General features: G+C 72.7%; 17 protein-coding genes. 7 read left to right on the forward strand and 10 right to left on the reverse strand.

Annotation, left to right across the window (positions count from 1 at the left end; all coding sequences use genetic code 11):
• Positions 1 to 257: 257 nt before the first annotated feature.
• The 3 genes from A3Q37_RS04915 to A3Q37_RS04925 form a co-directional block, all read right to left on the reverse strand.
• On the reverse strand, positions 258 to 1,679 hold the full coding sequence (locus tag A3Q37_RS04915; RefSeq protein WP_065478013.1) for a maltokinase N-terminal cap-like domain-containing protein: 1,422 nt from the start codon (positions 1,677 to 1,679) through the stop codon (positions 258 to 260).
• 199 nt (positions 1,680 to 1,878) lie between these two features.
• A complete protein-coding gene (gene treS / locus A3Q37_RS04920; RefSeq protein ID WP_065478016.1) occupies positions 1,879 to 3,585 on the reverse strand; it encodes a maltose alpha-D-glucosyltransferase in 1,707 nt (568 codons plus the stop codon).
• Positions 3,582 to 5,600 carry an alpha-1,4-glucan--maltose-1-phosphate maltosyltransferase gene (locus A3Q37_RS04925; RefSeq protein WP_065478019.1) on the reverse strand — a complete coding sequence of 673 codons (2,019 nt, stop codon included), beginning with the start codon at positions 5,598 to 5,600 and terminating at the stop codon, positions 3,582 to 3,584. Before A3Q37_RS04925 ends, treS begins: the two co-directional genes overlap by 4 nt.
• Positions 5,601 to 6,286: 686 nt before the next feature.
• On the opposite strand from A3Q37_RS04925, the gene glgP reads away from it, so the two are divergent.
• Positions 6,287 to 8,956, forward strand: a complete 2,670-nt coding sequence (gene glgP / locus A3Q37_RS04930) for an alpha-glucan family phosphorylase (RefSeq protein WP_065478022.1) — start codon at positions 6,287 to 6,289, stop codon at positions 8,954 to 8,956.
• Positions 8,957 to 9,200: 244 nt separating this feature from the next.
• Entirely contained in the window at positions 9,201 to 10,421 is a 1,221-nt protein-coding gene (locus A3Q37_RS04935; RefSeq protein WP_065478025.1) for an alginate lyase family protein, read from the forward strand.
• Positions 10,422 to 10,512: 91 nt separating this feature from the next.
• On the opposite strand, the gene A3Q37_RS04940 is transcribed toward A3Q37_RS04935, so the two are convergent.
• Complete coding sequence (locus A3Q37_RS04940; RefSeq protein ID WP_065478028.1) at positions 10,513 to 12,558, reverse strand: M4 family metallopeptidase; 2,046 nt, start codon at positions 12,556 to 12,558, stop codon at positions 10,513 to 10,515.
• 400 nt (positions 12,559 to 12,958) lie between these two features.
• Positions 12,959 to 13,549, reverse strand: a complete 591-nt coding sequence (locus tag A3Q37_RS04945; RefSeq protein ID WP_065478031.1) for a TetR/AcrR family transcriptional regulator — start codon at positions 13,547 to 13,549, stop codon at positions 12,959 to 12,961.
• A gap of 143 nt (positions 13,550 to 13,692) precedes the next feature.
• Between A3Q37_RS04945 and A3Q37_RS04950 the strand changes: the two genes are divergently transcribed.
• Complete coding sequence (locus A3Q37_RS04950) at positions 13,693 to 14,754, forward strand: NAD(P)/FAD-dependent oxidoreductase (RefSeq protein ID WP_065478687.1); 1,062 nt, start codon at positions 13,693 to 13,695, stop codon at positions 14,752 to 14,754.
• Between the two features lie 82 nt (positions 14,755 to 14,836).
• Here the strand turns inward: A3Q37_RS04950 and A3Q37_RS04955 are convergent, their stop codons facing one another.
• Positions 14,837 to 16,756, reverse strand: coding sequence for an SMI1/KNR4 family protein (locus A3Q37_RS04955; RefSeq protein WP_065478034.1), 1,920 nt, complete (start codon positions 16,754 to 16,756; stop codon positions 14,837 to 14,839).
• 75 nt (positions 16,757 to 16,831) lie between these two features.
• Between A3Q37_RS04955 and A3Q37_RS04960 the strand changes: the two genes are divergently transcribed.
• Positions 16,832 to 17,545, forward strand: coding sequence for a nucleotidyltransferase domain-containing protein (locus A3Q37_RS04960; protein WP_065478037.1), 714 nt, complete (start codon positions 16,832 to 16,834; stop codon positions 17,543 to 17,545).
• A gap of 23 nt (positions 17,546 to 17,568) precedes the next feature.
• On the opposite strand, the gene A3Q37_RS04965 is transcribed toward A3Q37_RS04960, so the two are convergent.
• From A3Q37_RS04965 to A3Q37_RS04980, 4 genes are all read right to left on the reverse strand, one after another.
• A complete protein-coding gene (locus A3Q37_RS04965; RefSeq protein ID WP_065478042.1) occupies positions 17,569 to 18,213 on the reverse strand; it encodes a phosphatase PAP2 family protein in 645 nt (214 codons plus the stop codon).
• Positions 18,210 to 19,526 carry a diacylglycerol kinase family protein gene (locus tag A3Q37_RS04970; protein ID WP_065478045.1) on the reverse strand — a complete coding sequence of 439 codons (1,317 nt, stop codon included), beginning with the start codon at positions 19,524 to 19,526 and terminating at the stop codon, positions 18,210 to 18,212. Before A3Q37_RS04970 ends, A3Q37_RS04965 begins: the two co-directional genes overlap by 4 nt.
• A 121-nt stretch (positions 19,527 to 19,647) precedes the next feature.
• Positions 19,648 to 21,531, reverse strand: coding sequence for an ABC transporter ATP-binding protein (locus tag A3Q37_RS04975; protein ID WP_065478049.1), 1,884 nt, complete (start codon positions 21,529 to 21,531; stop codon positions 19,648 to 19,650).
• Positions 21,528 to 23,504: an ABC transporter ATP-binding protein gene (locus A3Q37_RS04980; protein WP_079137666.1), complete on the reverse strand. Its 1,977-nt coding sequence runs from the start codon at positions 23,502 to 23,504 to the stop codon at positions 21,528 to 21,530. The genes A3Q37_RS04975 and A3Q37_RS04980 overlap by 4 nt, the downstream gene beginning before the upstream one ends.
• A 198-nt stretch (positions 23,505 to 23,702) precedes the next feature.
• On the opposite strand from A3Q37_RS04980, the gene A3Q37_RS04985 reads away from it, so the two are divergent.
• Genes A3Q37_RS04985 through A3Q37_RS04995 form a run of 3 tightly spaced genes read left to right on the forward strand, consistent with a single transcriptional unit; the run spans position 23,703 to position 26,726 of the window.
• Complete coding sequence (locus A3Q37_RS04985; RefSeq protein WP_065478052.1) at positions 23,703 to 24,620, forward strand: ABC transporter ATP-binding protein; 918 nt, start codon at positions 23,703 to 23,705, stop codon at positions 24,618 to 24,620.
• 1 nt (position 24,621) lies between these two features.
• Complete coding sequence (locus A3Q37_RS04990; RefSeq protein WP_065478055.1) at positions 24,622 to 25,422, forward strand: ABC transporter permease; 801 nt, start codon at positions 24,622 to 24,624, stop codon at positions 25,420 to 25,422.
• Between the two features lie 14 nt (positions 25,423 to 25,436).
• Positions 25,437 to 26,726: a sensor histidine kinase gene (locus tag A3Q37_RS04995; RefSeq protein ID WP_065478058.1), complete on the forward strand. Its 1,290-nt coding sequence runs from the start codon at positions 25,437 to 25,439 to the stop codon at positions 26,724 to 26,726.
• The last annotated feature ends 16 nt before the right edge of the window (positions 26,727 to 26,742 follow it).

Raw genomic sequence — 26,742 nt, forward strand, 5'->3', positions numbered from 1 at the left:
GGGTGCGCTTGGCGGGCGCGGCCTTGGTGGCCGTGGCGGCGGGCGCCGGCGCGGGGGTCTTGGCCGCGGCGGTCTCGACGGCCGGTTCGGTGACGGTCTCGGCAGCCACCTCGGTGGGGAGCTCGGCGGACTTGCGGGATGCCTTACGGGACGGCTTGCGGGCGGTCACAGGGACTGCCTCCTCGGGGAGTGAAGGGGGAGAGCACGGGCGGAGGGGGAGCGGGGCGGAGGATTGCAGGGGTCGAGGGCGAGTGGGCTCAGGCCGCCGCGGACTGGGCCAGGCGTTGGATGGCCGCCATCGGCACCGGCAGCCAGTCGGGCCGGTGCCGGGCCTCGTACACCACCTCGTACACCGCCTTGTCGGTCTCGTGGGCGCGCAGCAGCTCCGGTTCGCCGCGCGGATCGCTGCCCGAGGCCTGCGCGTACCCCTCGCAGTAGGCGGCGCGGCAGCGGGCCGCCCACTCCGGGTTCCACGGGCGGTGCGAGCGGGCCGCGTAGTCGAAGGACCGCAGCATGCCCGCCACATCGCGCACCGGCGGTGCGGGCAGCCGGCGCTCGGGCAGCGGGCGGGCCGGTTCGCCCTCGAAGTCGATCAGGGACCAGAAGCCGTCGGCGGCGCGCAGCGTCTGCCCGAGGTGGAGATCGCCGTGCACCCGCTGCTGGGCCCAGCCGCTGCCCCGGACCCCGAGATCCGTCACCGCGTCGAACGCGGCGCGCAGCCCCGGGACGTACGGCACGAGCGCCGGGACCGCCTGGGCGGCGGCCTCCAGTCGCTGGGTCATCCGGGCCACCAGCTGCCGGGTCTGGGTGCCGCGCAGCGCCGGGGTCGGCAGGGCTGCGGCGAGCGCGGTGTGCACCTCGGCGGTGGCCCGGCCCAGCGCCCGCGCCTCGGGCAGGAAGTCGCGGCCCGCGGCGAGCGCGGCCAGGGCGAGCTGCCAGCCGTCGCGCGCCCCTTGCAGGAAGGGCTGGAGGACACCGAGGGTGAGCGGTTCGGCGCCGGGGACCTCGAACCAGGCGACCGGGGCGGGCACCCGTTCGCACCCCTCGCCGGTCAGGGCGAGCGGCAGCTCCAGGTCCGGGTTGGTGCCCGGGAAGACCCGCCGGAAGATCTTGAGGATGAACGCGTCCCCGTACACCAGCGAGGAGTTGGACTGCTCGGCGTCCAGCACCCGGGGCGCGAGACCGGCCGGGATGTCGGCGGTCCGCTCGAAGCGCAGCGAGCCGAGCGTGCCGGGGCGGCGGAACCTCTCCAGCAGTACATCGGCGAGCCGGGGGTCGTGCAGCGCGTCGTACACGGTCCGCCCGGCGAGCGGCCCCCGCTCCACCCGGCCCACCAGCGCTCCGGCGAGCAGCGACGGCAGTGATGTCCGTACGCCCAGGAGCAGTTGGTAGCAGTCGTCGGCCGCGCGGACCGACCGGGTGGGCTGCTCGACCCGCAGCAGCAGGTGAAGGAGTCCGGGGCCCGCCGTGCCGTCCAGTGGCACCATCTCGGTGGCCGAGACCAGCCGGAAGCCGGTGACCGGCCGGCCCTTGCCGGCGAACCAGCGCTGCCGGGGCAGCCATTCGTGGAGCAGCGGAGCGAGGGACGGGAGCAGGGCCCCGTCCGTCGTACTCCTGGTGGTCGCGCTGTTCCTCGTGCTCTTCGCCAGGGCGACGTGAGTGGATGCAGCCTCCGACATGGCATCGCGTCCTTTCCCCGGGCACACAGGATGCGAAGAGTGTCCCGGATTGCGGCAATGGCTGTCCGGCTGTGCGGGACGTGTCGGGAGAGGAAGGTGCTTACGGACTCGAACGGCCGAACCGTGAAGGCCCGGGCCCTGCGTCCAGAGTGCCCCGTGCGGGACGGCGGAAACCGTCCCGCACGGGGCGGCGGACGCATCAGGCCGGCGGCGCGTCCTTGCGCAGCCGGAACCAGTAGAAGCCGTGTCCCGCAAGGGTCAGCAGGTAGGGCCACTGACCGATGGCCGGGAAGCGTACCCCGCCGATCAATTCCACCGGATGACGTCCGTTGAACGATCGGAGGTCCAGCTCCGTCGGCTGCGCGAACCGCGAGAAGTTGTGCACGCACAGGACGAGGTCGTCCCCGTACTCGCGGGTGAACGCCAGCACCGCCGGGTTGGAGGACGGGAGTTCGGTGTACTCGCCGAGACCGAAGGCCGGATTCTGCTTCCGGATCTCGATCATCCGGCGGGTCCAGTGCAGCAGCGAGGACGGCGAGGCCATCGACGCTTCCACGTTGGTGACCTGGTAGCCGTAGACCGGGTCCATGATCGTGGGGAGGTAGAGCCGCCCCGGATCGCTGGAGGAGAACCCGGCGTTGCGGTCGGGCGTCCACTGCATCGGGGTGCGCACCGCGTCCCGGTCGCCCAGCCAGATGTTGTCGCCCATCCCGATCTCGTCCCCGTAGTAGAGGATCGGGGAGCCGGGCAGCGACAGCAGCAGCGCGGTGAACAGCTCGATCTGGTTGCGGTCGTTGTCCAGCAGCGGGGCGAGCCGCCTGCGGATGCCGATGTTGGCGCGCATCCGCGGGTCCTTGGCGTACTCCGCGTACATGTAGTCGCGCTCTTCGTCCGTGACCATTTCGAGGGTGAGCTCGTCGTGGTTGCGCAGGAAGATGCCCCACTGGCAGTTCTTCGGGATCTCCGGGGTCTTGGCGAGGATTTCGGAGACCGGGTAGCGGCTCTCGCGGCGCACCGCCATGAAGATCCGCGGCATGACGGGGAAGTGGAACGCCATGTGGCACTCGTCGCCGCCCGCCTCGTAGTCGCCGAAGTAGTCGACGACGTCCTCCGGCCACTGGTTGGCCTCGGCGAGGAGCACGGTGTCCGGGTAGTTGGCGTCGATCTCCTTGCGGACCCGCTTGAGGAAGTGGTGGGTCTCGGGGAGGTTCTCGCAGTTGGTGCCCTCGCGCTGGTAGAGGTAGGGCACCGCGTCGACCCGGAAGCCGTCGATGCCCAGGTCCAGCCAGAACCGCAGGGCCGCCAGGATCTCCTCCTGGACCGCCGGGTTCTCGTAGTTGAGGTCCGGCTGGTGGGAGAAGAAGCGGTGCCAGTAGTACTGCTTGCGCACCGGGTCGAAGGTCCAGTTCGACGTCTCGGTGTCGACGAAGATGATCCGGGCGTCCTGGAACTGTTTGTCGTCGTCCGCCCAGACGTAGTAGTCGCCGTACGGCCCGTCGGGGTCGGTACGGGACTGCTGGAACCACTCGTGCTGGTCGCTCGTGTGGTTCATGACGAAGTCGATGATGACGCGCATGCCGCGCTGGTGCGCGGCGTCCACGAACTCCACGAAGTCGGCGAGATCGCCGAACTCCGGCAGCACGGCGGTGTAGTCGGAGACGTCGTAACCGCCGTCGCGCAGCGGCGACTTGAAGAACGGCGGCAGCCAGAGGCAGTCGACACCGAGCCACTGGAGATAGTCCAGCTTGGCGGTGATGCCCTTGAGGTCGCCGATTCCGTCGCCGTTGGAGTCCTGGAAGGACCGGACGAGCACCTCGTAGAAGACGGCTCGCTTGAACCAGTCGGGATCGCGGTCCTTTGCGGGGGTGTCCTCGAACGTGTCGGGGACAGGCTCATTGACGATCATGGTGTGGGTGACCCTCCGGTCGGCGGGGACGGTCGCAGGACGGCGATGTGCGCGGGCGTGATGCCCGGCTCTAGGCGCACATAGAAGTTCCTGCCCCAGTGATAGGTGTCGCCGGTGAGCTCGTCGCGCACCGGTACGCGCTCGTGCCAGGAAAGGCCGAGCCGCTCCATGTCCAACGAGACCGTGGCCTCCTGGGTGTGGTGCGGGTCGAGGTTCACGACCACCAGAACGGTGTTCGGTCCGGAGCGCTTGCTGTAGGCGATCAGCGCTTCGTTGTCGGTGTGGTGGAAGTGGACGTCGCGCAGCTGCCGCAGAGCGGGGTTACGCCGGCGGATCCGGTTCAGCGAGGTGATCAGGGGGGTGAGCGTGCGGCCCTCGCGTTCCGCCGACTCCCAGTCCCTCGGGCGCAGTTCGTACTTCTCCGAGTGCAGGTACTCCTCGCTCCCCGGCTTCACCGGGGTGTTCTCGCACAGCTCGAATCCCGCGTACACGCCCCAGGAAGGGGCCAGCGTCGCGGCCAGCACCGCCCGCGCCTCGAAGGCCGGGCGGCCGCCTTCCTGGAGATAGCCGGGAAGGATGTCGGGGGTGTTCACGAAGAAGTTGGGCCGCATGTACGAGGCGGCCTCGCCGGCCAGCTCCGTGACGTACTCCGTCAGTTCGTGCTTGGTGTTGCGCCAGGTGAAGTACGTGTACGACTGCTGGAAGCCGACCGCGCCGAGCGTGTGCATCATCGCCGGGCGGGTGAACGCCTCCGCCAGGAAGATGACGTCGGGGTCGGTGCCGTTGATCTCCTCGATGACCTTCTCCCAGAACACCACCGGCTTGGTGTGCGGGTTGTCGACGCGGAAGATACGCACCCCGTGGTCCATCCAGAAGCGCAGGATGCGTACGGTCTCCGCCACCAGACCGCGCATGTCCTTGTCGAAGGCGATCGGGTAGATGTCCTGGTACTTCTTCGGCGGGTTCTCGGCGTACGCGATCGAACCGTCGGCGCGGTGGTGGAACCAGTCCGGGTGCTCCTTGACCCACGGGTGGTCCGGCGAGCACTGGAGCGCGAAGTCCAGCGCGATCTCCATCCGCAGCGTGCGGGCCGCCGCCACGAAGTGGTCGAAGTCCTCCAGCGTGCCCAGCTCCGGGTGGACCGCGTCGTGCCCGCCGTCCGGCGAACCGATCGCCCACGGCACGCCCGGGTCGTGCTCCCCGGGCGTCAGGGTGTTGTTCGGGCCCTTGCGATGGGTCGTCCCGATCGGGTGGATCGGCGGCAGGTACACCACGTCGAACCCCATCGCGGCGACCGCGGGCAGCCGCTCGGCGGCCGTCCGGAAGGTGCCGCTGACCAGCCGGGTCGGCGCGTCCGGCGAGGTGTCCGCCGGATCCACCGGCACCCGCTTCGCCCCTTCGGAGCGGGGGAACAGCTCGTACCAGGACCCGAACAGCGCCCGCTCGCGCTCCACCCGCACCGCCAGCGGCTTGGAGCGGGTGACCAGTTCGCGCAGCGGGTAGCGGGCCAGCACCGCGTCGGCGGCCGGAGTGAGGGCGGCGGCCAGCCGGGCCTCGGCCGGGTGGGCGGTGTCGCGCAGCGCGTCCACCGCGGCCAGCACCGCCTCGCGGCCGTGCTTCTTCGGGACGCCCGCGGCGGCCCGCTCCAGCAGCGCCGCGCCCTCGGCCAGCACCAGGTCCGTGTCGATGCCCGCCGGGATCTTGATCGCGGCGTGGTGCCGCCAGGTGGTGACCGGATCGCTCCAGGCCTCCACGGTGTACGTCCAGCGGCCCTCGGCGTCCGGGGTGATGTCCGCACCCCAGCGGTCCGTGCCCTGCGCCAGCTCGCGCATCGGGGTCCACGGCCCGACCCGCCCGCTCGGATCGCGGAGCACGACGTTGGCGGCCACCGCGTCATGGCCTTCGCGGAAGACGGTGGCGGTGACCTGGAAGGTCTCACCGACGACGGCCTTCGCCGCCCGTCTGCCGCAGTCGACGAGGGGACGGACGTCCAGGACGGGAATACGACCGATCATGGAATCACCTGAGGGCTGGAGGAGCTCGGCGTGCACGGAGGACGGCACGGGCGCGGAGGACCGACCGCGTGTGCCGCGAAGACGGGGATCTGTCCTTTGTAACTGCTCAGCTGTCTGCTGACGGGCTGTGGGCATGGCCGCTCCTGTCCGCGTTCACTCGAATGGCACTCGAATGGGTGGGTCGCGGGGGTTTCGTGCATGTTTCGGGATGCACGGGAGAACGTGTGCGGGCCGGGTCGTGCCGTGTACCGGGGAAGCCTTCCCCGCGTCGAAGGGTGGGAAATCCGGCGCCGTGTTAACTACTCGGTCGTAACGGGCCGCCCGGGCTCCGCCGCACGCGGCGCGCACGCCCCGTGGGGCGCGGGAGACCCGAAGCGCCCCCACGGGTTCCGGATACCCGTTCTGCGGCGCCACACGGCAGCCTTCCCTGTGGCAGGGAGGTCCACAAGGCTGCGTACGGGAGAGAAATCGGCCAAACCCCCAGGTGGGAGGAGTGACGGGGGATCACCGATGGGGCGCGTGGGGCGCCTGCGGGGAGGCGCGCGGCGGACGGTCCCCGGACCGGGCGCGCCGTCCGCGCGCCGTGGCAGCCCGCCACGGACGGCCGCTACCGTCAGGGGTGACGGAAGGGACGCACACCGTGGTGCGTCCGCTCGGATGCGCAAGTCCCCTGTAAAGGTGGAGCAGTGAAGGCCATTCGTCGATTCACCGTGCGTCCTGTCCTCCCCGAACCCCTCCGACCCCTCCACGACCTCGCGCGCAATCTGCGCTGGTCGTGGCATACCGAGACCCGCGAGCTCTTCCGGGCCGCCGACCCCGAGGGCTGGCGGCCCGCGGACGCCGACCCCGTACGCCTGCTCGGCTCGCTGTCCGCCGGGCGGCTGACCGAACTGGCCGGGGACGCGGAGTACCTCGGCCGCCTCGCCGCGGCCTCCGCCGATCTGGCGGAATATCTGGACGGCCCGCGCTGGTACCAGGAACAGCGGGCCGCCGGAGCCGAACTCCCCTCCGCCATCGCCTACTTCTCACCCGAATTCGGTGTCACCGCCGCTCTGCCCCAGTACAGCGGCGGCCTGGGCATCCTGGCCGGCGACCACCTCAAGGCCGCCAGCGACCTCGGCGTCCCGCTCATCGGCGTCGGGCTGCTCTACCGGCACGGCTACTTCCGCCAAACCCTCTCCCGCGAGGGCTGGCAGCAGGAGCACTATCCCGTCCTCGACCCCAACGAACTCCCGCTCGACCTGGTCCGTGAGGCCGACGGCACCCCCGCCCGGGTCGTCCTCGCGCTGCCCGGCGGACGCTCGCTGCACGCGTGCATCTGGCTCGCCCGGGTCGGCCGGGTGCCGCTGCTCCTCCTCGACTCCGACGTCGAGGAGAACGCCCCCGGCGAACGCGACGTCACCGACCGGCTCTACGGCGGCGGCAGCGACCACCGCCTCCTCCAGGAGATGCTGCTCGGCATCGGCGGCGTCCGCGCCGTACGCACCTGGTGCCGGCTGACCGGCACCCCGGAGCCGGAGGTGTTCCACACCAACGAGGGCCACGCCGGCTTCCTCGGCCTGGAGCGCATCCGCGAACTCGTCCCCACCGGGCTCGACTTCGAGGCCGCCCTCGAAGTGGTCCGGGCCGGGACCGTGTTCACCACCCACACCCCGGTGCCCGCCGGCATAGACCGTTTCGACCGGGGGCTCATCGCCCGCCACTTCGGCGACGAGGGCGAACTGTCCGGCGTACCCGTCGAGAAGATCCTGCCGCTCGGTACCGAGACCTACCCCGGCGGCGAGCCGGAGCTGTTCAACATGGCGGTGATGGGCCTCAGGCTCGCCCAGCGCGCCAACGGCGTCTCCACCCTGCACGGGGCGGTCAGCCGGGAGATGTTCTCCGGGCTCTGGCCGGGCTTCGACGCCGCCGAGGTGCCCATCACCTCCGTCACCAACGGGGTCCACGCCCCGACCTGGGTCGCCCCCGAGGTGTTCCGGCTCGGCGCGGGCCAGGTCGGCGAGGGCCGCGCCCACCAGGTGCTGGCCGGCGGCCCGGTGGCCGACGAGGCCTCCGCGCAGACCGGCACGCCCCGCCGCTGGGACGCGGTGACCGGCATCGGCGACCAGGAGATCTGGGACCTGCGCCGGGACCTGCGCGGACAGCTCGTCACCGAGGTCCGCCGCCGCCTCTACGCCTCCTGGCGCAGGCGCGGCGCGGGCACCGCCGAGCTGGGCTGGATCGACGGCGTCCTCGACCCGGACGTCCTGACCATCGGCTTCGCCCGCCGCGTCCCCTCGTACAAGCGGCTGACGCTGATGCTGCGCGACCGCGACCGGCTGCGGGAGCTGCTGCTCCACCCGACGCACCCGATCCAGATCGTCGTCGCGGGCAAGGCCCACCCGGCCGACGACGGCGGGAAGCGGCTGGTGCAGGAGCTGGTGCGGTTCGCGGACGACCCGCGCGTGCGCCACCGCATCGTGTTCCTGCCGGACTACGGCATGGGCATGGCGCAGAAGCTCTACCCGGGCTGCGACGTCTGGCTCAACAACCCGCTGCGCCCGCTGGAGGCCTGCGGTACGAGCGGGATGAAGGCGGCGCTGAACGGCTGCCTCAACCTGTCGGTGCGCGACGGCTGGTGGGACGAGTGGTTCGACCCGGACTTCGGCTGGGAGATCCCCACCGCCGACGGCTCCGCGGTCGACGAGGACCGCCGGGACGAGCTGGAGTCGAACGCCCTCTACGCCCTGATCGAGGACCGGGTCGCCCCGCGCTTCTACGACCGGGGGGCCGGGGGCCTGCCCGACCGGTGGATCGAGATGGTCCGCTCCACCCTGGTCAACCTCGGCCCGAAGGTGCTCGCGGGGCGGATGGTGCGCGAGTACGTGGAGCGCCTGTACGCCCCCGCCGCGCAGGCCCGCCGGGCGCTGGAGCCCGCGGTGGCGCAGGATCTCGCCGCGTGGAAGGCCAAGGTCCGGGCGGCCTGGCGCGGGGTCTCCGTCGACCATGTGGAGACGGTCACCGGGGACGCCGCGGGCGGTTCGGCGGAGCTGGGGGCCACCCTGGCGCTGCGTGTACGGATCGCGCTCGGCGGCCTGGAGCCGGACGACGTCGAGGTCCAGGTGGTCGCGGGCCGGGTCGACTCCGGCGACGCCATCGCGGACGCCCAGACCTTCCCGCTGAAGCCGGCGGGCGGTCAGGACCTGGAGGACCGCTGGCTGTACGAGGGCCCGCTCACCCCGGACCGGACGGGACCGTACGGCTACACCGTGCGCGTTCTGCCCGCCCACCCGCTGCTGGCCACCAGCGCCGAACTGGGCCTGGTCGCCCTGCCGACCGAGGCGACGGGGGAGGGCGGGGGCGTGCTGATGCGCTGAGCGCGCGCCCCTGCGGACCCGAGGGGCCCGGCACCGCACCCGGTGCCGGGCCCCTCTGCCTGTCTGCCTGTCTGTCTGTCCGGCGGTGTCTTCGTGCGGTGAACACAGAACCTTGACGTGCTCATGGAATGGCTTTACGTTCCTGACTCATCGCACGGTTCATCATGCAGCCCAACGTTCACACCCATGAATCCCCTTGTCGGGCCGGGCCGTTGAACCGCCACCCCACCGGAAGGCACCCCACATGCGTACCGGCACCATCCCCCGCGTCCTCGGCACCGCCGCCGCCCTGGCCGCGCTGATCACCACGGCCCTCGCCGCACCGGCCGTGGCGGAGAGATCCACGACGCCGGCCGAGACACCCGTCACGGCCGCCGCCCCGGCGAACTTCACCCACCCCGGCGTCCTCGTCAGCCGCCCCCAACTGGACTTCGTCCGGGGCCGGGTACAGGCCGGCGCGCAGCCCTGGAAGAGCGCCTACGACCAGATGATGGGCAGCAAGTACGCCTCGCTCTCCCGCACCGCCAAGCCGCGCGCGATCGTCGAGTGCGGCTCGTACTCCAACCCCAACTACGGCTGCACGGACGAGCGCGAGGACGCCATCGCCGCGTACACGCTCTCGCTCGCCTGGTACATCACGCAGGACAGCAGGTACGCCCAGAAGGCCATCGAGATCATGGACGCCTGGTCCGCCGTGATCAAGGACCACACCAACAGCAACGCGCGGCTCCAGACCGGCTGGGCCGGCTCCTCCTGGCCGCGGGCCGCCGAGATCATCAAGTACACCTACGGCAGCTGGCCGAACTCCGGCCGCTTCGGCACGATGCTCCGTAACGTCTATCTGCCGAAGGTCACCAACGGCTCCCACTCCAACGGCAACTGGGAGCTGTCGATGACCGAGGCGGCGATCGGGATCGCGGTCTTCCTGGAGGACCGCGCCGCGTACGACAAGGCCGTGGGCAAGTTCCGCGGACGTGTCCCGGCGTACATCTATGTGACCGCGGACGGCTCGCTGCCGAAGGTCGCGCCGGGCAGCGGGCTCGACACCCGGGCCAAGGTCATCAACTACTGGCAGGGCCAGTCCACCTTCATGGACGGGCTCTCGCAGGAGACCTGCCGGGATCTGACCCACACCGGCTACGGCATCTCCGCGATCTCGCACATCGCCGAGACCGGCCGCATCCAGGGCCAGGACCTCTACCCGGAGATCGCCGACCGGCTGCGGCACGCGATGGGGCTGCACTCCAAGCACCAGCTGGGCACCCCCGTACCGTCCTCGCTCTGCGGCGGCTCGCTGAAGGACAGCCTCGGGCCGGTCACCGAGGTCGGCTTCAACGCGCTCGCCAACCGGCTCGGCTACGCGATGACCAACACGCAGACGCTGACCGAGCGGCAGCGGCCCGCCGGGTCGAACAACCTGTTCGTCGCCTGGGAGACCCTGACGCACGCGAACAACCCGGCCTGACCGTAGGCGGGTCGAGAACGACGAACGGCCCGGAAGAGGGGGAAACCTCTTCCGGGCCGTTCGGTCACAGCAGGTGGACGGATCGGACGGATCAGAAGGTCAGCTTGAAGCTGTTGATCCGGCCGGTGTCCGAGCGGTACACGTCCTGCACCCGCAGCTTCCACTCCCCGTTGGCCACCTTGGACGAGGCGTTGACCGTGTAGGTCGCCACCACGTTGTCCGCGGAGTCCGAGGCGGAGGAGTTCTTCAGCCGGAAGGTGCCGCCGTCCGGGGCCACCAGGTCGATGACCAGGTCACCGCGGTAGGTGTGGGTGATGTTGACGTCCGCCTTGAGGGTGCTCGGGGCGTTGCCCGCGACACCGGTGACGTTGACCGAGCTGGTGACGGCCGCGCCCGCGTCCGGGATGTTCACCACGGTGGTGTTCTCGAACACCTTGCCGCCCGGGTCGGGGTCGCCGCCGCCGGGACGGGCGCCCACGTTGATGCCGGCCCAGGCGTGCGCCACGGCCGCGTACTCGGGGCTGGTGGCCCCGTACAGCTCACTGGCGACCGCGAGCGTCCCGGTGCGGGCCGCGGCGTAGTTGGTCGTCGAGGTGAACTTGGTGGTGAGCGCCTTGAACCAGATCTGGAGCGCCTTGTCCCGGCCGATGCCGGTCACCGGGAGGCCGTCGGAGGTCGGCGAGTCGTAGTTGACGCCGTTGACGGTCTTGGCGCCGCTGCCCTCGGAGAGCAGGTAGAACCAGTGGTTCGCCGGGCCCGAGGAGTAGTGGACGTCGACGTTGCCGATGCCCGAGTACCAGTAGTCCTTGGACGAGCCGTCCTTGGAGGGCTTGTCCATGTAGCGCAGCGGGGTGCCGTTGCCGCGGATGTCGATCTTCTCGCCGACCAGGTAGTCGCCCGGGTCCTCGGCGGTGTCGGAGTAGAACTCCACGCCCGCGGCGAAGATGTCGGAGGTGGCCTCGTTGAGGCCGCCGGACTCGCCGCTGTAGATGAGCTTGGCCGTGACCGAGGTCAGACCGTGCGTCATCTCGTGGGCGGCCACGTCCAGGGAGGTCAGCGGCTTGACGTTGCCGTCGCCGTCGCCGTACGTCATGCAGAAGCAGCTGTCCTGCCAGAACGCGTTGACGTAGTTGTTGCCGTAGTGGACGCGGGAGTACGCGCCGACGCCGTCACCGCGGATGCCGTTGCGGCCGTGCACGTTCTTGTAGTAGTCCCACGTCTCGGCCGCGCCGTAGTGGGCGTCCGCACCGGCCGTCTCGGCGTTCTGCGGCGTGCCGTTGCCCCAGACGTCGGTCGAGTTGGTGAACAGCGTGCCGGTGCCGGAGGTGCCCCGGTTCAGGTTGTACGTCTTGTGGTTGCCGCGCCCGGTGTCGGTCAGGGTGTACGAGGGCGCGGTGCCCAGGGTGACCTGGCCGTTGTACTGCGTGTTGCCCGTGCCGTTGTGGACGGCCTGCCACTCGTAGAGCTTCTCGCCCGTGGTGGCGTCCGTGAGCACGTGCAGCTCGTTCGGGGTGCCGTCGTGCTGGAGTCCGCCGACCACGGTCTCGTACGCGAGCCGCGGGGAGCCGCCGCCCAGCCAGACCACCTTGCGCGGGGCCTCGCTGGCCTTCTTCGCGTCCGACCCCTCGGCCTTCGCCGCGCCGAGCGCCTGCTTCTCGGCGGCGGCCGGGGCCACGTCGGCGGTCAGGCCGACGGCCTTCAGCTGCGCGCTGGTCGCCGTCGACGCCTTGCTGACGCCCTCGGTCTTCCCGGCCGCGGACTCCTTGACCACGAGGTCGCCGCCGAGGACGGGGAGCCCGTCGAGGGTGCGCTCGTAGCGGGTGTGCGTGGTGCCGTCGCGGTCCTGGACCACGTCACGGACCACGAGCTTCTCGGTGGACCCGAGACCGAGCTCCTTGGCGGTGGCCGCCTTCGTGGCGTTCGCCTCGCTGAGCAGCTCCGCGCGCTGGGCGGGGGAGAGCTTGGCGGGCAGGGCGCCCGGGTCGGCCTTCGTGCCGGCGGTGATCCCGCCGGCCGGGGCCGCGGCGGGGGCGGAGGTGGCGGTCGCGGCGCCGGACGGAACGGCGACGGCTATGAGGGCTGCGGCGGCTATCAGAGCGCCGGTCGCGGTGGCGCGACGGCTGGGCGTGGATCTCACGCGGACTCCTTCTGCGAGGGGGGTACCGGGCGGCCTGGAAGGGGCCGTCCGGACGGTGCAGGCGGTGCGCAGAACGGGGTGAAGAGTGTCAGCAGACGACCGTGCCTGTCAGGAGCGCGTCAATAACTTGGCCGGTTTTCGTTCGTTGCCGGAAAGGTCATGTTCGTTAAGCGGACGTTTCGTCGATCATTGCCGCAGTGTTACCAGGCGTTCCGGAGCCCGGTATTCACAGGGTGGTCACAGGTTTCGTGCGCAAAGGTCACCGGGCCGTCGCGGGCGGGGAGAGGTGTGATGACCGCCAGTTGAGACAGCGTCGGGTTCTGGCCAGATCTACGCGCCGGAATGTGCCGGTCCGTCAGGGTGCGGTCGCCGTGGGAGTGGGGCGGGCGGGGTGTGGCGCTCAGGCGGTCGCGTCCGGCGGGTACACCGTGTCCAGGAGGTCGCGCACGAAGCGGTCCGGGTCGTCGAGTCCCGCGGCCGCGAGCGTGCCGGGCCCGTCCGTCAGGAGATGCGGGACCGCCGCGTGCAGGGCGAGGGTGACGACGGCGGCCCGCTGCGGGGTCACGGGCAGCCCGGCGGCGCGCTGGGCCAGCTCGAAACCCGCGAAGTCGCCGCTCGCCATCGGGTCGAGGATGCCGGAGAGCCAGGGCCGCCGGGTCGCCTCGGCCTGGAGCTCCAGCACGGCGAGGAGCCGGGCGCGCCCGGGCCCCGCGACGTTCTCCAGGAGCGAGCGGAAGAGGGCCACCAGCCCCTCGCGGTCGACCGGACCCGGACCGGCGGCCAGCTGTTCGGTGAGGGTGAGGTACTGCTCAAGGCAGCGTTCCGCCACTGCGCGGAGCACGGCGTCCCGGGTCGGGAAGTAGTTCTTGGTGGTGCCGGACGGCACATCGGCGGCCCGGTCCACGGCCCGGTGCGTCAGCCCGCGGCCGCCGTCCCGGGCCAGCACCTCGATCGCCGCGTCCCGCAGCCGGTCCCGTCGGTCCGGATTCACCCGCGCTCGCTCCCTCGTCTCCGCCACCCGTCCTTGCCGATGGTACCCCAGCCGTGGTACCACGGATGTGGTGGTTTCTGTGAGGGGGCCTCCTGCGGGGGCCGGACGAGCTTCGGGAGCGCGACATGATGTGGGAGCGCGGCATGACAAGGACGGCGACCGTGGTCGGCGCGGGCATCGGCGGACTGGCGACCGCGATCGGACTCCGCCGCGCGGGCTGGAGCGTGACGGTGCTGGAGCGCCGCACGGAACTGGAGCGGTACGGAGCGGCCTTCGGCATCCACCCCACCGCACAGTCCGCACTCGACCGCCTCGGCGTGGGCGACGCGCTGCGCGACCACGCCGTGCCGTACCGCGACGCGCATATCCGTACGCCCGACGGGAGGCCGGTCGCCCGGCTCCCGCTGGAACGCATCGAGCGCAAGGCGGGCCGCCCCGAACTCCTCATCTCCCGCCCGTACTTGCTCGACGCTCTGCTCGCGGGCCTGGACGCCTTCGGTGACGTACCGCTCAAACTCGGCGAGCGGGTCACGGACGTGGACGCGCTCGCCGCCGGGCAGGACCTGGTGATCGGCGCCGACGGCATCCGCAGCGCCGTCCGCACCACCCGCTTCGGCGACCGCAGCGGCCCGCGCCAGGTCGGCACGGTCGCCTGGATCGGCATCGCCGACATGGAGAGCCCGGTGCACGGCGAGACCTGGGGGAGCGGCCGCTTCTTCGGGCTGACCCCGGTCGAACCGGGCCGCACCAACTGGTACGCCACCGCCCCCGAGGCCACCACGGCCGACGAACTGCGCGGCCTCTTCGCCGGCTGGCACGACCCGATCCCGCGCATCCTGGACGCCACCGACCCGGCGACCTGGATCCGCTACGAGATGCGCCACCTGTACCCGGCGCTGCCGTCCTTCGTCTCCGCCGACGCCTCGGCGGGCCACGTGGCGCTGGTCGGCGACGCGGCCCACGCCATGACGCCCAACCTGGGCCAGGGCGCCTGCACCGCGATCCTGGACGCGGACGCCCTGACCCGCGCGCTCGCCGCGGCGCCCCCGGGCCCGGCGGGCGTCGCCGGAGCCCTGCGCGCCTACGACCGGGAGCGCCGCCGCAGCGCACAGCGGACCGCCTTCGCCTCCCGGACGCTGCACCGCTTCATGAGCACGGAGCGCACCCGGTTGCGGAACGGGGTGGTGCGGCTGCTGCCGGGGTGAGGACGGCGCATCCGGTCGCCCGGGTGTCCCGTCCGGCCGGGCCGGTGCACTACCTACGCGTCGTACGGGCGCCCTGCCGCCGTCAGTTCGGGCCCCACGCGAACCGGGTCACGGTGAAAGTCTCCCCGTCCTTCGGCGGGCGGATCCAGGAGCGGCTGGTGAACGTGTGCAGCCGTCCCCACGTGATCGCGTGGCGCGGCAGGTGGACTCCGAACTCGTCGGCTATCGCCTCCAGCAGCGCCCGTTCCGTCCTGAGGACCGCCTCCGTCCCGGCGGGCCCCTCCTGGGAGGGGAAGAACCGGCCCGGGTCCAGGGCCGGCGGGATCGGCCCGGTCCGCCGCACCTCTCCGTCCGCGTACGTGAAGGCGTACAGCTCCGCACCGGCCTGCGCCACGGAGAGGTGGAAGAACGGGCCCCCGTGCCCGTCCCGCAGACCGCCCCACACGACCACAGCGCGGCCGTCCGCGCAGGCGGCAGCGGCCGGAGAGACGAACAGCCGCGGTGCGAGACGCGGACGGCTGCCGTCGAAGGCGAAGCTCCAGCGAGCGCCTGCCCGGCCGACCGCCACGAGGGCCCTGTCCTCGAAGGCCGGGAACTCCCGCCGCCCACGGAGCCACCGCCCGTGTGCTTCGTGGAAGGTCATGGGCTCGTCCAGCGCGGCCCCCTCCCCGTCCGCGAGGCGTCCGGGCAGGTCCTGCGGCTCCACCCCTTCGACCAGGACGAACCGGTAGGACGTGTGGCCGCCGGGGGCGTCCGGGTCCGCGAGCCAGGACAGGCCCGCCGGATCGGAAGGGGCCGCCTCGCCCCGTGGCTCACCCGGCTGTCCGCCCCGGGGAGTGGAGAGCAGCGCGCGGCCCCGCTCCGGGGTCAGCAGCGGGCCGAGCAGCGGATCGGCCACCCAGCCCAGCGGTGCCAGATGGTCGGGCCCCAGCGGCTGCCACAGCGGCAGGGCCTCCAGCATCGTCCGCCACGCCCCGTCGGTGTCGCCCCACCGGGCCGACTCCCGCGCCCGGTCGACCGCTTCCCCGAACGGTCCGGCCACCGTGTACCGGTACGTGCCCGAGCACACCTGCTCCAGCAGCGTGTGCGCCCGCGTCACCACGTCGTCGGTGGCTCCCCTCAGGCGGTACGTCGGCGTGGAGTCGTCCCGGTGCCGGTGCCTCGCGTGCTCGGCGACCAACGGCGGAAGCAGTTCGGAGGCGTACCGGGGGTCGATCGCCAGGTCCTCGTAGGACAGGTCCGTCCGTCCGAGCAGGCGGCGTATCTGGTCGCCCAGCCCGGCGGCCCTCGGCCGGCCGTATGCGCTCGCCCCGTCCAGCGCCCGCTCGGCCCGCTCCCAGTCGCCGCCCAGCGCCCACAGCCGGGCCTCGTCCACCCGGGCGTCCAGCCGCCGCGTCGTGGCGTTGACGAACTCCGGCTCCCCGTCCGCCGTCCGGGCCCGCAAGCGGTGGAACTCCCGGTGCATGTCCCGCATGAACGTGGCGAAGTCCGGGAATCGCCGGGGCGGTTCGGCCCGCCAGCTCGCCCAGGTGTACACGGCCCACTCGCCGTCCCCGTCCACGTCCTCCGGATCCAGCACCACGTAGGTCGCGTCGGACTCGACGTCGAGCTGGAGCCCGCGGCGCCAGACCGCCACGTCCCGCAGCTCCTCGGGGGTGGGGTCGTCGTCCAGATACTCCTCGAACATCGCCGCGAGCCCGGACGCGTCGTTGTGCCAGCGGGCCTCCGCGGTCCCCGCCAGCAAGGTGATGAACCCGCCCGCGTGCCGCCACCCGTCGCTGACGGCGAGGAACTCCCGGTACGACGGGGGCAACCGCCGGCCGAGGCGTTCCTCCAGGGCCGCTGTCCGGTCCTCGGCCGCCGCCGGGAACCCCAGCCAACGATCCCGCCGGGCGGCCTCGTCCTCCCGTGCGTGCGTCCCGTCGTCGGACAGGGAGTCCGACCACTCCCCGCTCCAGTCGCGCAGGAACGGTCCCCAGGTGAAGGGCGTCGCATCCGTCATACGACCGATGCTGCCACCCGCCACTGACAGTGCCCCGCGACGCCCGGACCACGCGGGGCACGGCAGAGTGGGGGCATGGACGTACTCGAAGTTGCCCGTGCCCTTGTCCTGGAGCGTCACCCCGACGCCCGCGCCGCGTTCCTCGGCGGCAGTGTCCTGACGAGCCGCCGCACCGCCCGGTCCGACCTGGACGTCGTCGTCCTGCTCGACGGCCCGCCCGCCCCGTACCGCGAGAGCCTGCGGTACGGGGAGTGGCCGGTGGAACTGTTCGTGCACACCGAGGACTCCTGGCACGGCTTCGTGATCCCGGAGATCGCGCAGCGGACATCGCCCCTGCTGTGGATGTGCGCCGACGGGGCGCTGCTGCTCGACGCCGACGGGACAGGAGCACGGATGGCGGAGACGGCGAAACGTCTCGCGGCCGAGGGGCCGCCCCCGGTCACCGACACGGCGCTCGAAGACGCCCGGTACGCGCTGACGGACCTGCTCGACGACTTCGCCGCCGTCACGGACGCGGGGGAGCGGCTGTTCGTCGTGGCCGAACTCGTCCGGCGGACCGGCGAACTGGCGCTGCTGACCCACGGCACGTGGCTCGGCGGCGGCAAGTGGCTGGCCCGACGCCTCGAACCGGTCGCGCCGGACCTGGCGGCGCGCCTGGACGAGGCGGCGCAGGCCGCGCTGCGTGGCGCGTCGGAGGGCCTGATCTCACGGGTCACCGAGGTCCTCGACGCGGCGGGCGGCCCCGTCTGGGAGGGGTACCGCCGCAGCGGACCGCGGAGGACGGCCTGAACCCCGGCCGCAGTTCCCCGCTGTCAGCAGGGTCCTCCCCGGCGCAGCCCCCTGCGCAGCCGGCCTGCCGTGACCGCGCTGGCGACGCCCAGGGCCGCGCCCGCGGTCACGTCGCCGGGGTAGTGGACGCCGGTGTGGACGCGGGAGTAGGCGACGGCGCTCGCCAGGCTCCAGAGCGGCAGCAGGGCCCCCGGCAGGACGGTGCCGGCTCCGATCGCGAACGCGACGGCCGAGGCGGTGTGGCCGGACGGGAAGGAGGCGGAAGCGGGCATGGGGACCTGGCGCGCGACCGCGACCCGGGCCGCCTCCCGGTCGGGGCGGCGCCGGTGGACCAGGCGTTTGGCGAGCAGGTTCGCGGAGGCGGAGGCCACGGCGACCGCGCCGAGCCCCGCACAGGCCGCCTGCCGGGGCCGTCCGGGGAAGACAGCGAGCCCGGCGGCGATGCCCAGCGAGAGCTTGGAGTGGTCGGCCGCCCGGGACAGCCGCCGCAGCGCCGTGTCCAGCGTGGGTGTGGGTGTGGTGGCCACCGCCGCGTACACCGCACCGTCGATGGCGCGCAGGTCGCGCAGCGCGGCGGCGACGATCGCCCCCACGGACCCGGCCCGGCGCGCCCCGCCCGCCTCGTCGTCGGGAACACCGGTGGCGCTGTGCCCGTCCGCCGCCCTCATCGCGCCCGCCCGAGGGCCAGCGCCGTGATCCAGCGCCAGTTCAGCGGCGAAGCCGGTGCCACCGTGCCCGGCCGGGTGCGGGGGACCAGGACGCGCAGGGCCCGGCGGCGCACCGTACAGGCGACCGGGGCGGGAAGCATCAGCGCCTCACCGTCCACCGCGACCGGAATCACCTCTTCCGGGGCCGTCACCTCGACGCCGCGCACCGTCGCGAAGACGACGCCCTGCGCACGTTCGCCCCGTACGGCGAGGTCGGCGGCCTGGGCCGCGCTCTCCACGCGCACGGCGATCACCCCGAGCTTGCCGCGGTCCAGGCGCGGCCGCAGCCCCGCGGCGAGCGGATCGGGCCTGGCATAGGGGTTGTTGGTGACGAGCACGGCCTGCTGTCCGGTGAGCAGCTTCTCCCCGACGGCCGCGTCGAGCCTCCTGCCCTCCGTCCCGAGCAGGTCGGGCAGCAGTGCGAGCGCGGTCCCCGCCTTCGCGTCGCGGTACTCGGGCTGCTGCACGATATCCGCGTACGCCCCGAACGACACGGTGTTGACGAAGGGCCGCCCGCTCACCATGCCCAGGTCGACGCGGAGTTCCTCGCCGTCGGTCAGCGCGTCCAGGCAGCGGGCCGGGTCGGCGCGGTCGAGGCCGAGGTCCATGGCGAAGTGGTTGCGGGTGCCCGCCGAGATCACCAGGAACGGCAGCCCGTGCTCGGCCGCGACCCCCGCGACCAGCGCCTGGGTGCCGTCACCGCCGGCCACGCCGAGCAGGTCGGCACCGTTCGCGGCGGCCTCGCGCGCCAGCTCCTCCACATCGGTCCCGCCGCCCTCGGTGTCGAGCACGTGCACCCGCGCACCGAGCCGTTCGGCCTTCTCCACGAGCCCGAAGCGGCCGACCTTCCCACCGCCGGAGCGCGGATTCATGATGAGGAAGGGCTGCCGCGGCCGCTTTCCGGCGCTGCCGCGCACCACGTACGCCTTGCCGTGCGCGCGCATCGCCGCCCGGCCGCAGACCAGGGCCAGGCCGTACAGCGCCAGGGCGATCAGCGCCCAGACCCAGACACCCCGCCAGATGTAGTAGACGAGCACCGCGACCGGCGCGGCGACCGCGAGCAGGGCGCCCAGCAGGCGGGGCAGCCCGCGCAGGGAGAGCAGCCACCACAGGCCCACGGCGGACAGGACAAGACCCGCGATCCCGGCGACGAAGACCAGCACCCCGACGTCGACGAGCGCCAGGCACAGCACCGCGACCACGGCCGCCAGCGCCACCAGCGCGCATCGGGCCAGGAACCGCGCAGCTCCGCGCGAGGGTCGACGACCGGTCACCCCTACCACCTCCGGTCCGATTCTCAACGATGTCGCCCGGCCCGGCATCCGGGGCCGGGCCGGACGCGGCGGCGCCGCGCACGGGTCCCCGGAACCGGGGACCCTGGACGCCGCCCCCCTCTCAGCTCAGACTGTCCTTCCACGTCCGGTGCAGCCCCGCGAACCGCCCCGTACCGCCGATCAGTTCGGCGGGCGCGCCGTCCTCCACGATGCGGCCGTGCTCCATCACCAGCACCCGGTCCGCGATCTCCACCGTCGAGAGCCGGTGGGCGATCACCACCGCCGTGCGGCCGTGCAGCACCGTGTCCATGGCCCGTTGCACCGCGCGCTCGCCGGGGATGTCCAGGGAGCTGGTCGCCTCGTCCAGGATCAGCACCGACGGGTTCGCCAGCAGGGCGCGGGCGAAGGCCACCAACTGGCGCTGGCCCGCCGAGATCCGGCCGCCCCGTTTGCGTACGTCGGTGTCGTAGCCGTCCGGCAGGGCCGCGATGAAGTCGTGCGCGCCGATCGCCTTCGCCGCGTGCTCGATCTCCTCGCGGGTGGCGTCCGGGCGGCCGATCGCGATGTTCTCCGCGACGGTCCCGGAGAACAGGAACGCCTCCTGCGTCACCATCACCACCCCCCGGCGCAGCTCGGCGGTGGACAGGTCGCGCAGGTCCGTGCCGTCCAGCAGGACCCGGCCGTCGGTCGGGTCGTAGAAGCGGGCCAGCAGCTTGGCCAGCGTCGACTTGCCCGCGCCCGTGGAGCCGACGACCGCCACCGTCCGGCCCGCCGGGATGCGCAGGTCGAAGGTGGGCAGCACCTCGCCGCCCGTACGGTAGGCGAACCGCACACCGTCGAACACGACCTCCCGGCCCGGGAGATCGCCCGAGCGCGGCGGCAGTTCGACGGGCCGCTCGGCCTCGGGGACGTTCGGCGTCTGGGCCAGCAGGCCCGCGATCTTCGTCAGTGAAGCCGCCGCCGACTCGTAGGAGTTGAGGAACATCCCCAGCCGGTCGATCGGGTCGTACAGCCGGCGCAGATACAGCACCGCCGCCGCCAGCACCCCCAGCGCCAGCGTGCCCTCCGCCACCCGGTACGCGCCCCACAGCACCATCCCGGCCACCGCCGTGTTCGCGATCAGCCGGGAGCCGACGACATAGCGGGCCATCTCCAGGATCGCGTCGCCGTTCGACCGCTCGTGGCGGGTGTTCAGCTCCGTGAAGGCGGCGTCGTTGCTCCGCTCCCGGCGGAACGCCTGGACCGGGCGGATGCCGTTCATCGTCTCCGCGAACTTCACGATCACCGCCGCGATCGCCGTGGACCGCGCGGTGAACGCGACGGACGCCCGCCGCCGGTACATCCGGACCATCAGATACAGCGGTACGAAGGAGAGCGTGGCGATCGCGCCGATCCCCAGGTCCAGCCAGAGCAGCACCAGGGCGATCGACACGAACGACAGGACCACGCCGATCAGTTCCTGGAGCCCCTCGCTCAGCAGCTCCCGCAGCGACTCCACGTCCGTCGTCGAGCGCGAGATCAGCCGGCCCGAGGTGTAGCGCTCGTGGAAGTCGACGCTCAGCGCCTGCGCATGCCGGAAGATCCGGCCGCGCAGCTCCAGCAGCACGTCCTGGTTGATCCGCGCGGCCGCCCGGATGAAGCCGTACTGGAGGACGCCCGCGCCGACCGAGCAGAGCGCGTAGCCGACGGCGACCGCGACCAGCGGCCCGTAGTCGTGGTCCCGGAACGCCGGAACCCCGCTGTCGATCGCGTACGCCACGAGCAGCGGGCCCGCCTGCATCGCCACCTGCTGCACCACCAGCAGCAGCGCCGCCACCGCGACCCGGCCGCGCATCGGGGCCAGCAGCGAGAACAGCAGCGCCAGGGTCGCCCCGGGCGGCGCGGGCAGGTCGTCCTGGTCGAACGGGTCGCCCGCGGGCCCCGGTTCGGGCGCGGCCGGACCCTTCTTCCGCGGGCCGTCGTCCTCGGCCGCGGGAAGCGAGGCGTCATCGGTGGTCGTGGTCATCGGGCACTGCCCTCCTCGGCGGGGATCTGCTCGGCGGGGGCGTGGGCCGGCGCGGCGAGGGGCGGCGCGGCGCCCTCACGCACCCGCACCGTGCGCTCCGGCGCGGCGTCGGCGCGCCGGACGCCCCCGGGTGCCGCTTCCGCATCGGCGGGCCCGGCACCCGCAGGCGCCGCTGCCTCGCCGTCCGCTGCCGGGCCGTCCGCCCCGCCGGACCCCGCGCCCGACATCAGCCACGCGTACTCCGCGTTGTCGCGCAGCAGCTCCTGATGCGTGCCGACCGCGGCGATCCGGCCCCCGGACAGCAGCGCCACCCGGTCCGCCAGCATCACGGTCGACGGGCGGTGCGCCACGACCACCGCCGTCGTCCGCGCCAGGACCTCCCGCAGCGCGGCCTCCACCAGCGTCTCCGTGTGCACGTCCAGCGCGGAGAGCGGGTCGTCCAGCACCAGGAAGCGCGGCTCGCCCACCACCGCGCGGGCCAGGGCCAGGCGTTGGCGCTGGCCGCCGGAGAGGCTCAGGCCCTGCTCGCCGACCTCCGTGTCCAGACCCCGCGGCAGCTCGTGCACGAAGTCCGCCTGGGCCACCGACAGCGCCCGGCGCACCCGCGCCTCGTCCGCGTCCGCCGCGCCCATCGTCACGTTCTCGCCGACCGTCGCGGAGAACAGCGTCGGCTCCTCGAACGCCACCGACACCAGCTCCCGCAGCCGCGAGCGCTCCATCGTGGCGATGTCCTCGCCGTCCAGCGTGATCCGCCCGCCGGTCACCTCGTGCAGCCGGGGCACCAGCGCCGTCAGCGTCGTCTTGCCCGACCCCGTACCCCCGACGAGAGCCAGCGTCTCGCCCGGCCGGATGTGCAGATCGATCCCGGACAGGACGGGCGGGGAGTCCGGGTCCGCGTCCGGGTAGCGGAACTCGACGCCCTCGAACACCATCCCCGGCGCGGTGGCCGGCGCGTCCTCGCGTACGGCGACGGCACCCGGCTCCTCCGCCACGTCCATCACCTCGAAGTACCGGTCGGTGGCGGTCGCCGACTCCTGGCTCATCGCCAGCAGGAAGCCGATCGACTCCACCGGCCAGCGCAGCGCCAGCGCCGTCGACAGGAACGCCACCAGCGTGCCCGCCGACAGCGTCCCGTCCGCCACCTGGATCGTGCCCAGCACCAGCGCCGCGCCGATCGCCAGCTCCGGGACGGCCGTGATCAGCGCCCAGATCCCGGCGAGCAGCCGGGCCTTGCCCAGCTCAGTGTCGCGCAACCGGTGCGCCAGCGCCCGGAACGCCCGCGCCTGGCTGCGATGGCGGCCGAAGCCCTTGACGATGCGGATGCCCAGCACGCTCTCCTCGACGACCGTCGTGAGGTCGCCGACCTGGTCCTGGGCCCGGCGCGCCACCACCGAGTACTTCGTCTCGAACAGCGAGCACAGGATGATCAGCGGCACCGCGGGCGCCAGCAGCACCAGCCCCAGCGTCCAGTCCTGGGCGAACAGAAGGACGAACCCGACGAGGATCGTCGCCGTGTTGACGACCAGGAACGTCAGCGGGAACGCCAGGAACATCCGCAGCAGCATCAGGTCCGTCGTCCCGCGCGACAGCAGCTGACCCGAGGCCCAGCGGTCGTGGAACGCGACCGGCAGCCGTTGCAGATGGCGGAAGAGATCCGCCCGCATCGACGCCTCGACCCCGGCCAGCGGCCGCGCCACCAGCCACCGCCGGAACCCGAACAGCAGCGCCTCCGCGATGCCGAGCAGCAGCAGATACAGCGCCCCCAGCCACACCCCGCCCGGATCGCGGTCGGCGACCGGGCCGTCCACCATCCATTTCAGGACCAGCGGGATCACCAGACTCAGACAGGACGCCAGGATCGCCACGAAGGCGGCCGTGAACAGGCGCACCCGCACGGGTCGGACATAGGGCCACAGGCGCAGGAGGGAGCGCACGGCGGACCGGTCCGTGCGCTCGGCAGGCATTTTGGGCATCAGGGCCGACCCTACGTTTCACCACTGACATCGGGCCTCCGAATTTCCGGCCGCCCGCCCTTCGCCCCTCGCCGCCCGCTGCCCCCTCCGCGTGGTCCCGGCGGTCCCGGTCGTACTCCTCCCTCAACCGATCGGCTGATACGACGTCGAGCGTGACGGCGGATACCGGCCCGGCCCGCCCGCCGGAACCCTGAGGGCATGGCAATCATCGAAGTCAACGAGGTGCGCAAGACCTACGCGGGCCGCGACGTGGTCGACGGCGTCTCCTTCTCCGTCGACGAGGGCGAGATCTTCGGCATCCTCGGCCCCAACGGGGCGGGCAAGACCACCACCGTCGAATGTGTGGAGGGTCTGCGCATCCCCGACGCGGGCACGGTCAGGGTCGCCGGGCTCGACCCCGTCGTCGACCACGACAAGGTGACCCGGCTGCTCGGCGCCCAGCTCCAGGAGAGCGAACTCCAGGCCAAACTGACCGTACGGGAGGCGCTGGAGCTGTACGCCGCCCTCTACCCGGCCCCCGTCGACTGGCGGCCGCTCGCCGACCGGCTCGGCCTGACCGACCGGCTCACCACCCGCTTCGCGAAGCTCTCCGGCGGCCAGAAGCAACGCCTGTTCATCGCCCTCGCCCTGATCGGCGACCCGAAGGTCGTCGTGCTCGACGAGCTGACCACCGGGCTCGACCCGCGCGCCCGCCGCGACACCTGGAAGCTCATCGAGGAGGTCCGCGCCGGCGGGGTGACCGTCCTGCTCGTCACCCACTTCATGGAGGAGGCCCAGCGCCTCTGCGACCGGATCGCCGTCATCGACCGGGGCAAGGTCGTCGCCCTCGACACCCCGACCGGGCTGATCCGGCGGGCCACCGGCTCCACCGTGCTCTCCTTCGTCCCCTCGCGGGCGCTCACCGGCCCCGACCTCACCCGGCTCACCGCGCTTCCCGGCGTCGCGACCGTGAACCCGCCCGACCGCGAGGGGGCGTTCACGCTGCACGGCACCGACGAGACGGTCACCCCGTTCGTCGCCCTGCTCGCCGAACTCGGCGTCACCGCCCAGCGGCTGCGGATCACCGAGACCAGCCTCGACGAAGCCTTCCTCGACCTCACCGGACAGGACGTCTGACATGCCGACCGAGACCACCACCGCACCGGCCACCGCCCCCGAGCCCCGCGTCGCCCGGCGACGCGGTCCCGCGGCCGCCGTCCTGATCGCCGAGACCCGGCTCTTCCTCCGCGAACCGGGCAACCTGTTCTGGATCTTCGCCTTCCCCTCCGTCCTCCTGGTGATCCTCGGCTTCGTCCCCGCCTTCAAGGAGGCGCAGGACGACCTCGACGGACGGCGCGTCATCGACCTGTACGTCCCCATCTCGATCCTGCTCGCCATGATCACGGCGGCGGTCCAGGCGATGCCGCCGGTCCTCACCGCCTACCGCGAGCGCGGAATCCTGCGCCGGATGTCCGCCACCCCGGTGCGGCCCTCCGCCCTGCTCTCCGCCCAGATCCTGCTGCACGGCGCGGCCTGCCTCGCCTCCGCGCTCCTCGTCACCGCCATCGGCCGGATCGCCTACGGGGTCGCGCTGCCCGAACAGCTCCCCGGCTACCTGCTGGCGCTGCTGCTCGCCGTCGCCGCCGCGCTGACCCTGGGCTCCATGATCTGCGCCCTGTCCGGGACGACGAAGGCGGCCACCGCGGTCGGCACGGGTGCCTACCTCGTGATGATGTTCAGCGCCGGGGTGTGGCTGCCCGTCCAGGCGATGCCCGACGCCCTGCGCCGCATCGTCGAGATCACCCCGTTCGGGGCCGCCTCCCAGGCACTGGACCAGGCCGCGTCCGGGAGCTGGCCGGGCTGGATCCACCTCGGGATCCTCGCCCTGTGGACCGTTGTTCTGGGCTTCGCGGCCACTCGACTCTTCCGGTGGCAGTGACGGAGACTGCGCGCATGACGCAGCCGCCCCGCTCCCCGTACCCGTCCGGCGCGACGGGGCCCCGCACGGTCGAGGACCGCTGGGAGCAGTTCCACCGGTACGGGCCCTACGCCGTTCTCACCCTCGCGGTCCTGGTCGGGGCGGTCGCCGCCGACCTGATCATGACCCGTACCGAGATGTACGCCGCCGGGGTCCTGGCCGCCGTCGCGTACGGGCTCCAGGTCTGGTGGGGCCGGGCCCGTCCCCGTACCGCACCGGGCGGACCGGCCGGGGTGGCCTACTACACCGCACGGACCGTCCTCGCCTTCGCCCTGTCCTGGCTCAACCCGTTCTTCGCGATCTACGCCGCCCTCGGCTACTTCGACATCGGACCCCTGCTCCCCAAGCGCCTCGTCCGCGCCGGCCTGCTCACCACCGCCGTCACTCTGGCCGGTTCGCAGAGCGGCGGCCTGCCGCCCGCCACCCTGATGAACTGGGTGGCCTTCGGCGCGCTCTACCTCATCAACTCCGTCCTCGCCCTCTTCTTCTGGCAGGTCGGGATGCGCGAGGAGGAGAAGGCCCGCGTCCAGGCCGAAACCATCGCGGAGCTGGAGCGCACGAACCTCCGGCTGGAGCAGGCCATGGCCGAGAACGCGGCCCTGCACGCCCAACTCCTCGTCCAGGCGAGGGAAGCCGGGGTCGACGACGAGCGGCGCCGGCTCGCCGCCGAGATCCATGACACCCTCGCCCAGGGCCTCACCGGGATCATCGCCCAGCTCCAGGTCGTGACCTCGCTCACCGACCGCGACCCGGAGACCGCCCGCGTCCACCTGGACCGGGCCGCCGCGCTCGCCCGCCACAGCCTCGGCGAGGCCCGCCGCTCCGTCCACAACCTGGCCCCCGGCGCCCTGGAGCACGACGAGCTGACCGGGGCGCTGGAGAAGACCGTCGCGGCCTGGGCCGAACAGCACCGCGTCCGGGCCGACTTCACCGTCACCGGCACCGTCGAACCGGTCCACGACGAGATCGCCGCCACCCTGCTGCGCATCGCGGGCGAGGCCCTGGCGAACGCCGGCCGGCACGCCGGGGCATCCCGGGTCGGGGTGACGCTGTCGTTCATGGACGACGAACTGACCCTGGACGTCCGGGACGACGGCCGCGGCTTCGACCCGGCGGCCGCGGCCCCGGCGAGCCGCACCGGCGGCTTCGGCCTCGGCGGCATGCGGGCCCGCGCGGAGCGCATCGCGGGCGCGGTCGAGGTCGAGTCGGAACCGGGCGGCGGCACGGCGGTCTCGGCCAGGGTGCCCCTGGTCAGACACCCGTGAACGGCCCTGCTGAGCA

The organism is Streptomyces sp. PTY087I2 (assembly GCF_001687325.1).
In the GTDB taxonomy this organism is placed as follows: domain Bacteria; phylum Actinomycetota; class Actinomycetes; order Streptomycetales; family Streptomycetaceae; genus Streptomyces.

Excerpts from the sequence above, each read along its gene's own strand:
- A3Q37_RS04915 (WP_065478013.1), bottom strand. The coding sequence starts at position 1,679 with ATGTCGGAGGCTGCATCCACTCACGTCGCCCTGGCGAAGAGCACGAGG.
- treS (WP_065478016.1), bottom strand. The coding sequence starts at position 3,585 with ATGATCGTCAATGAGCCTGTCCCCGACACGTTCGAGGACACCCCCGCA.
- A3Q37_RS04925 (WP_065478019.1), bottom strand. The coding sequence starts at position 5,600 with ATGATCGGTCGTATTCCCGTCCTGGACGTCCGTCCCCTCGTCGACTGC.
- A3Q37_RS04935 (WP_065478025.1), top strand. The coding sequence starts at position 9,201 with ATGCGTACCGGCACCATCCCCCGCGTCCTCGGCACCGCCGCCGCCCTG.
- A3Q37_RS04950 (WP_065478687.1), top strand. The coding sequence starts at position 13,693 with ATGACAAGGACGGCGACCGTGGTCGGCGCGGGCATCGGCGGACTGGCG.
- A3Q37_RS04955 (WP_065478034.1), bottom strand. The coding sequence starts at position 16,756 with ATGACGGATGCGACGCCCTTCACCTGGGGACCGTTCCTGCGCGACTGG.
- A3Q37_RS04960 (WP_065478037.1), top strand. The coding sequence starts at position 16,832 with ATGGACGTACTCGAAGTTGCCCGTGCCCTTGTCCTGGAGCGTCACCCC.
- A3Q37_RS04965 (WP_065478042.1), bottom strand. The coding sequence starts at position 18,213 with ATGAGGGCGGCGGACGGGCACAGCGCCACCGGTGTTCCCGACGACGAG.
- A3Q37_RS04975 (WP_065478049.1), bottom strand. The coding sequence starts at position 21,531 with ATGACCACGACCACCGATGACGCCTCGCTTCCCGCGGCCGAGGACGAC.
- A3Q37_RS04980 (WP_079137666.1), bottom strand. The coding sequence starts at position 23,504 with ATGCCCAAAATGCCTGCCGAGCGCACGGACCGGTCCGCCGTGCGCTCC.
- A3Q37_RS04985 (WP_065478052.1), top strand. The coding sequence starts at position 23,703 with ATGGCAATCATCGAAGTCAACGAGGTGCGCAAGACCTACGCGGGCCGC.
- A3Q37_RS04990 (WP_065478055.1), top strand. The coding sequence starts at position 24,622 with ATGCCGACCGAGACCACCACCGCACCGGCCACCGCCCCCGAGCCCCGC.
- A3Q37_RS04995 (WP_065478058.1), top strand. The coding sequence starts at position 25,437 with ATGACGCAGCCGCCCCGCTCCCCGTACCCGTCCGGCGCGACGGGGCCC.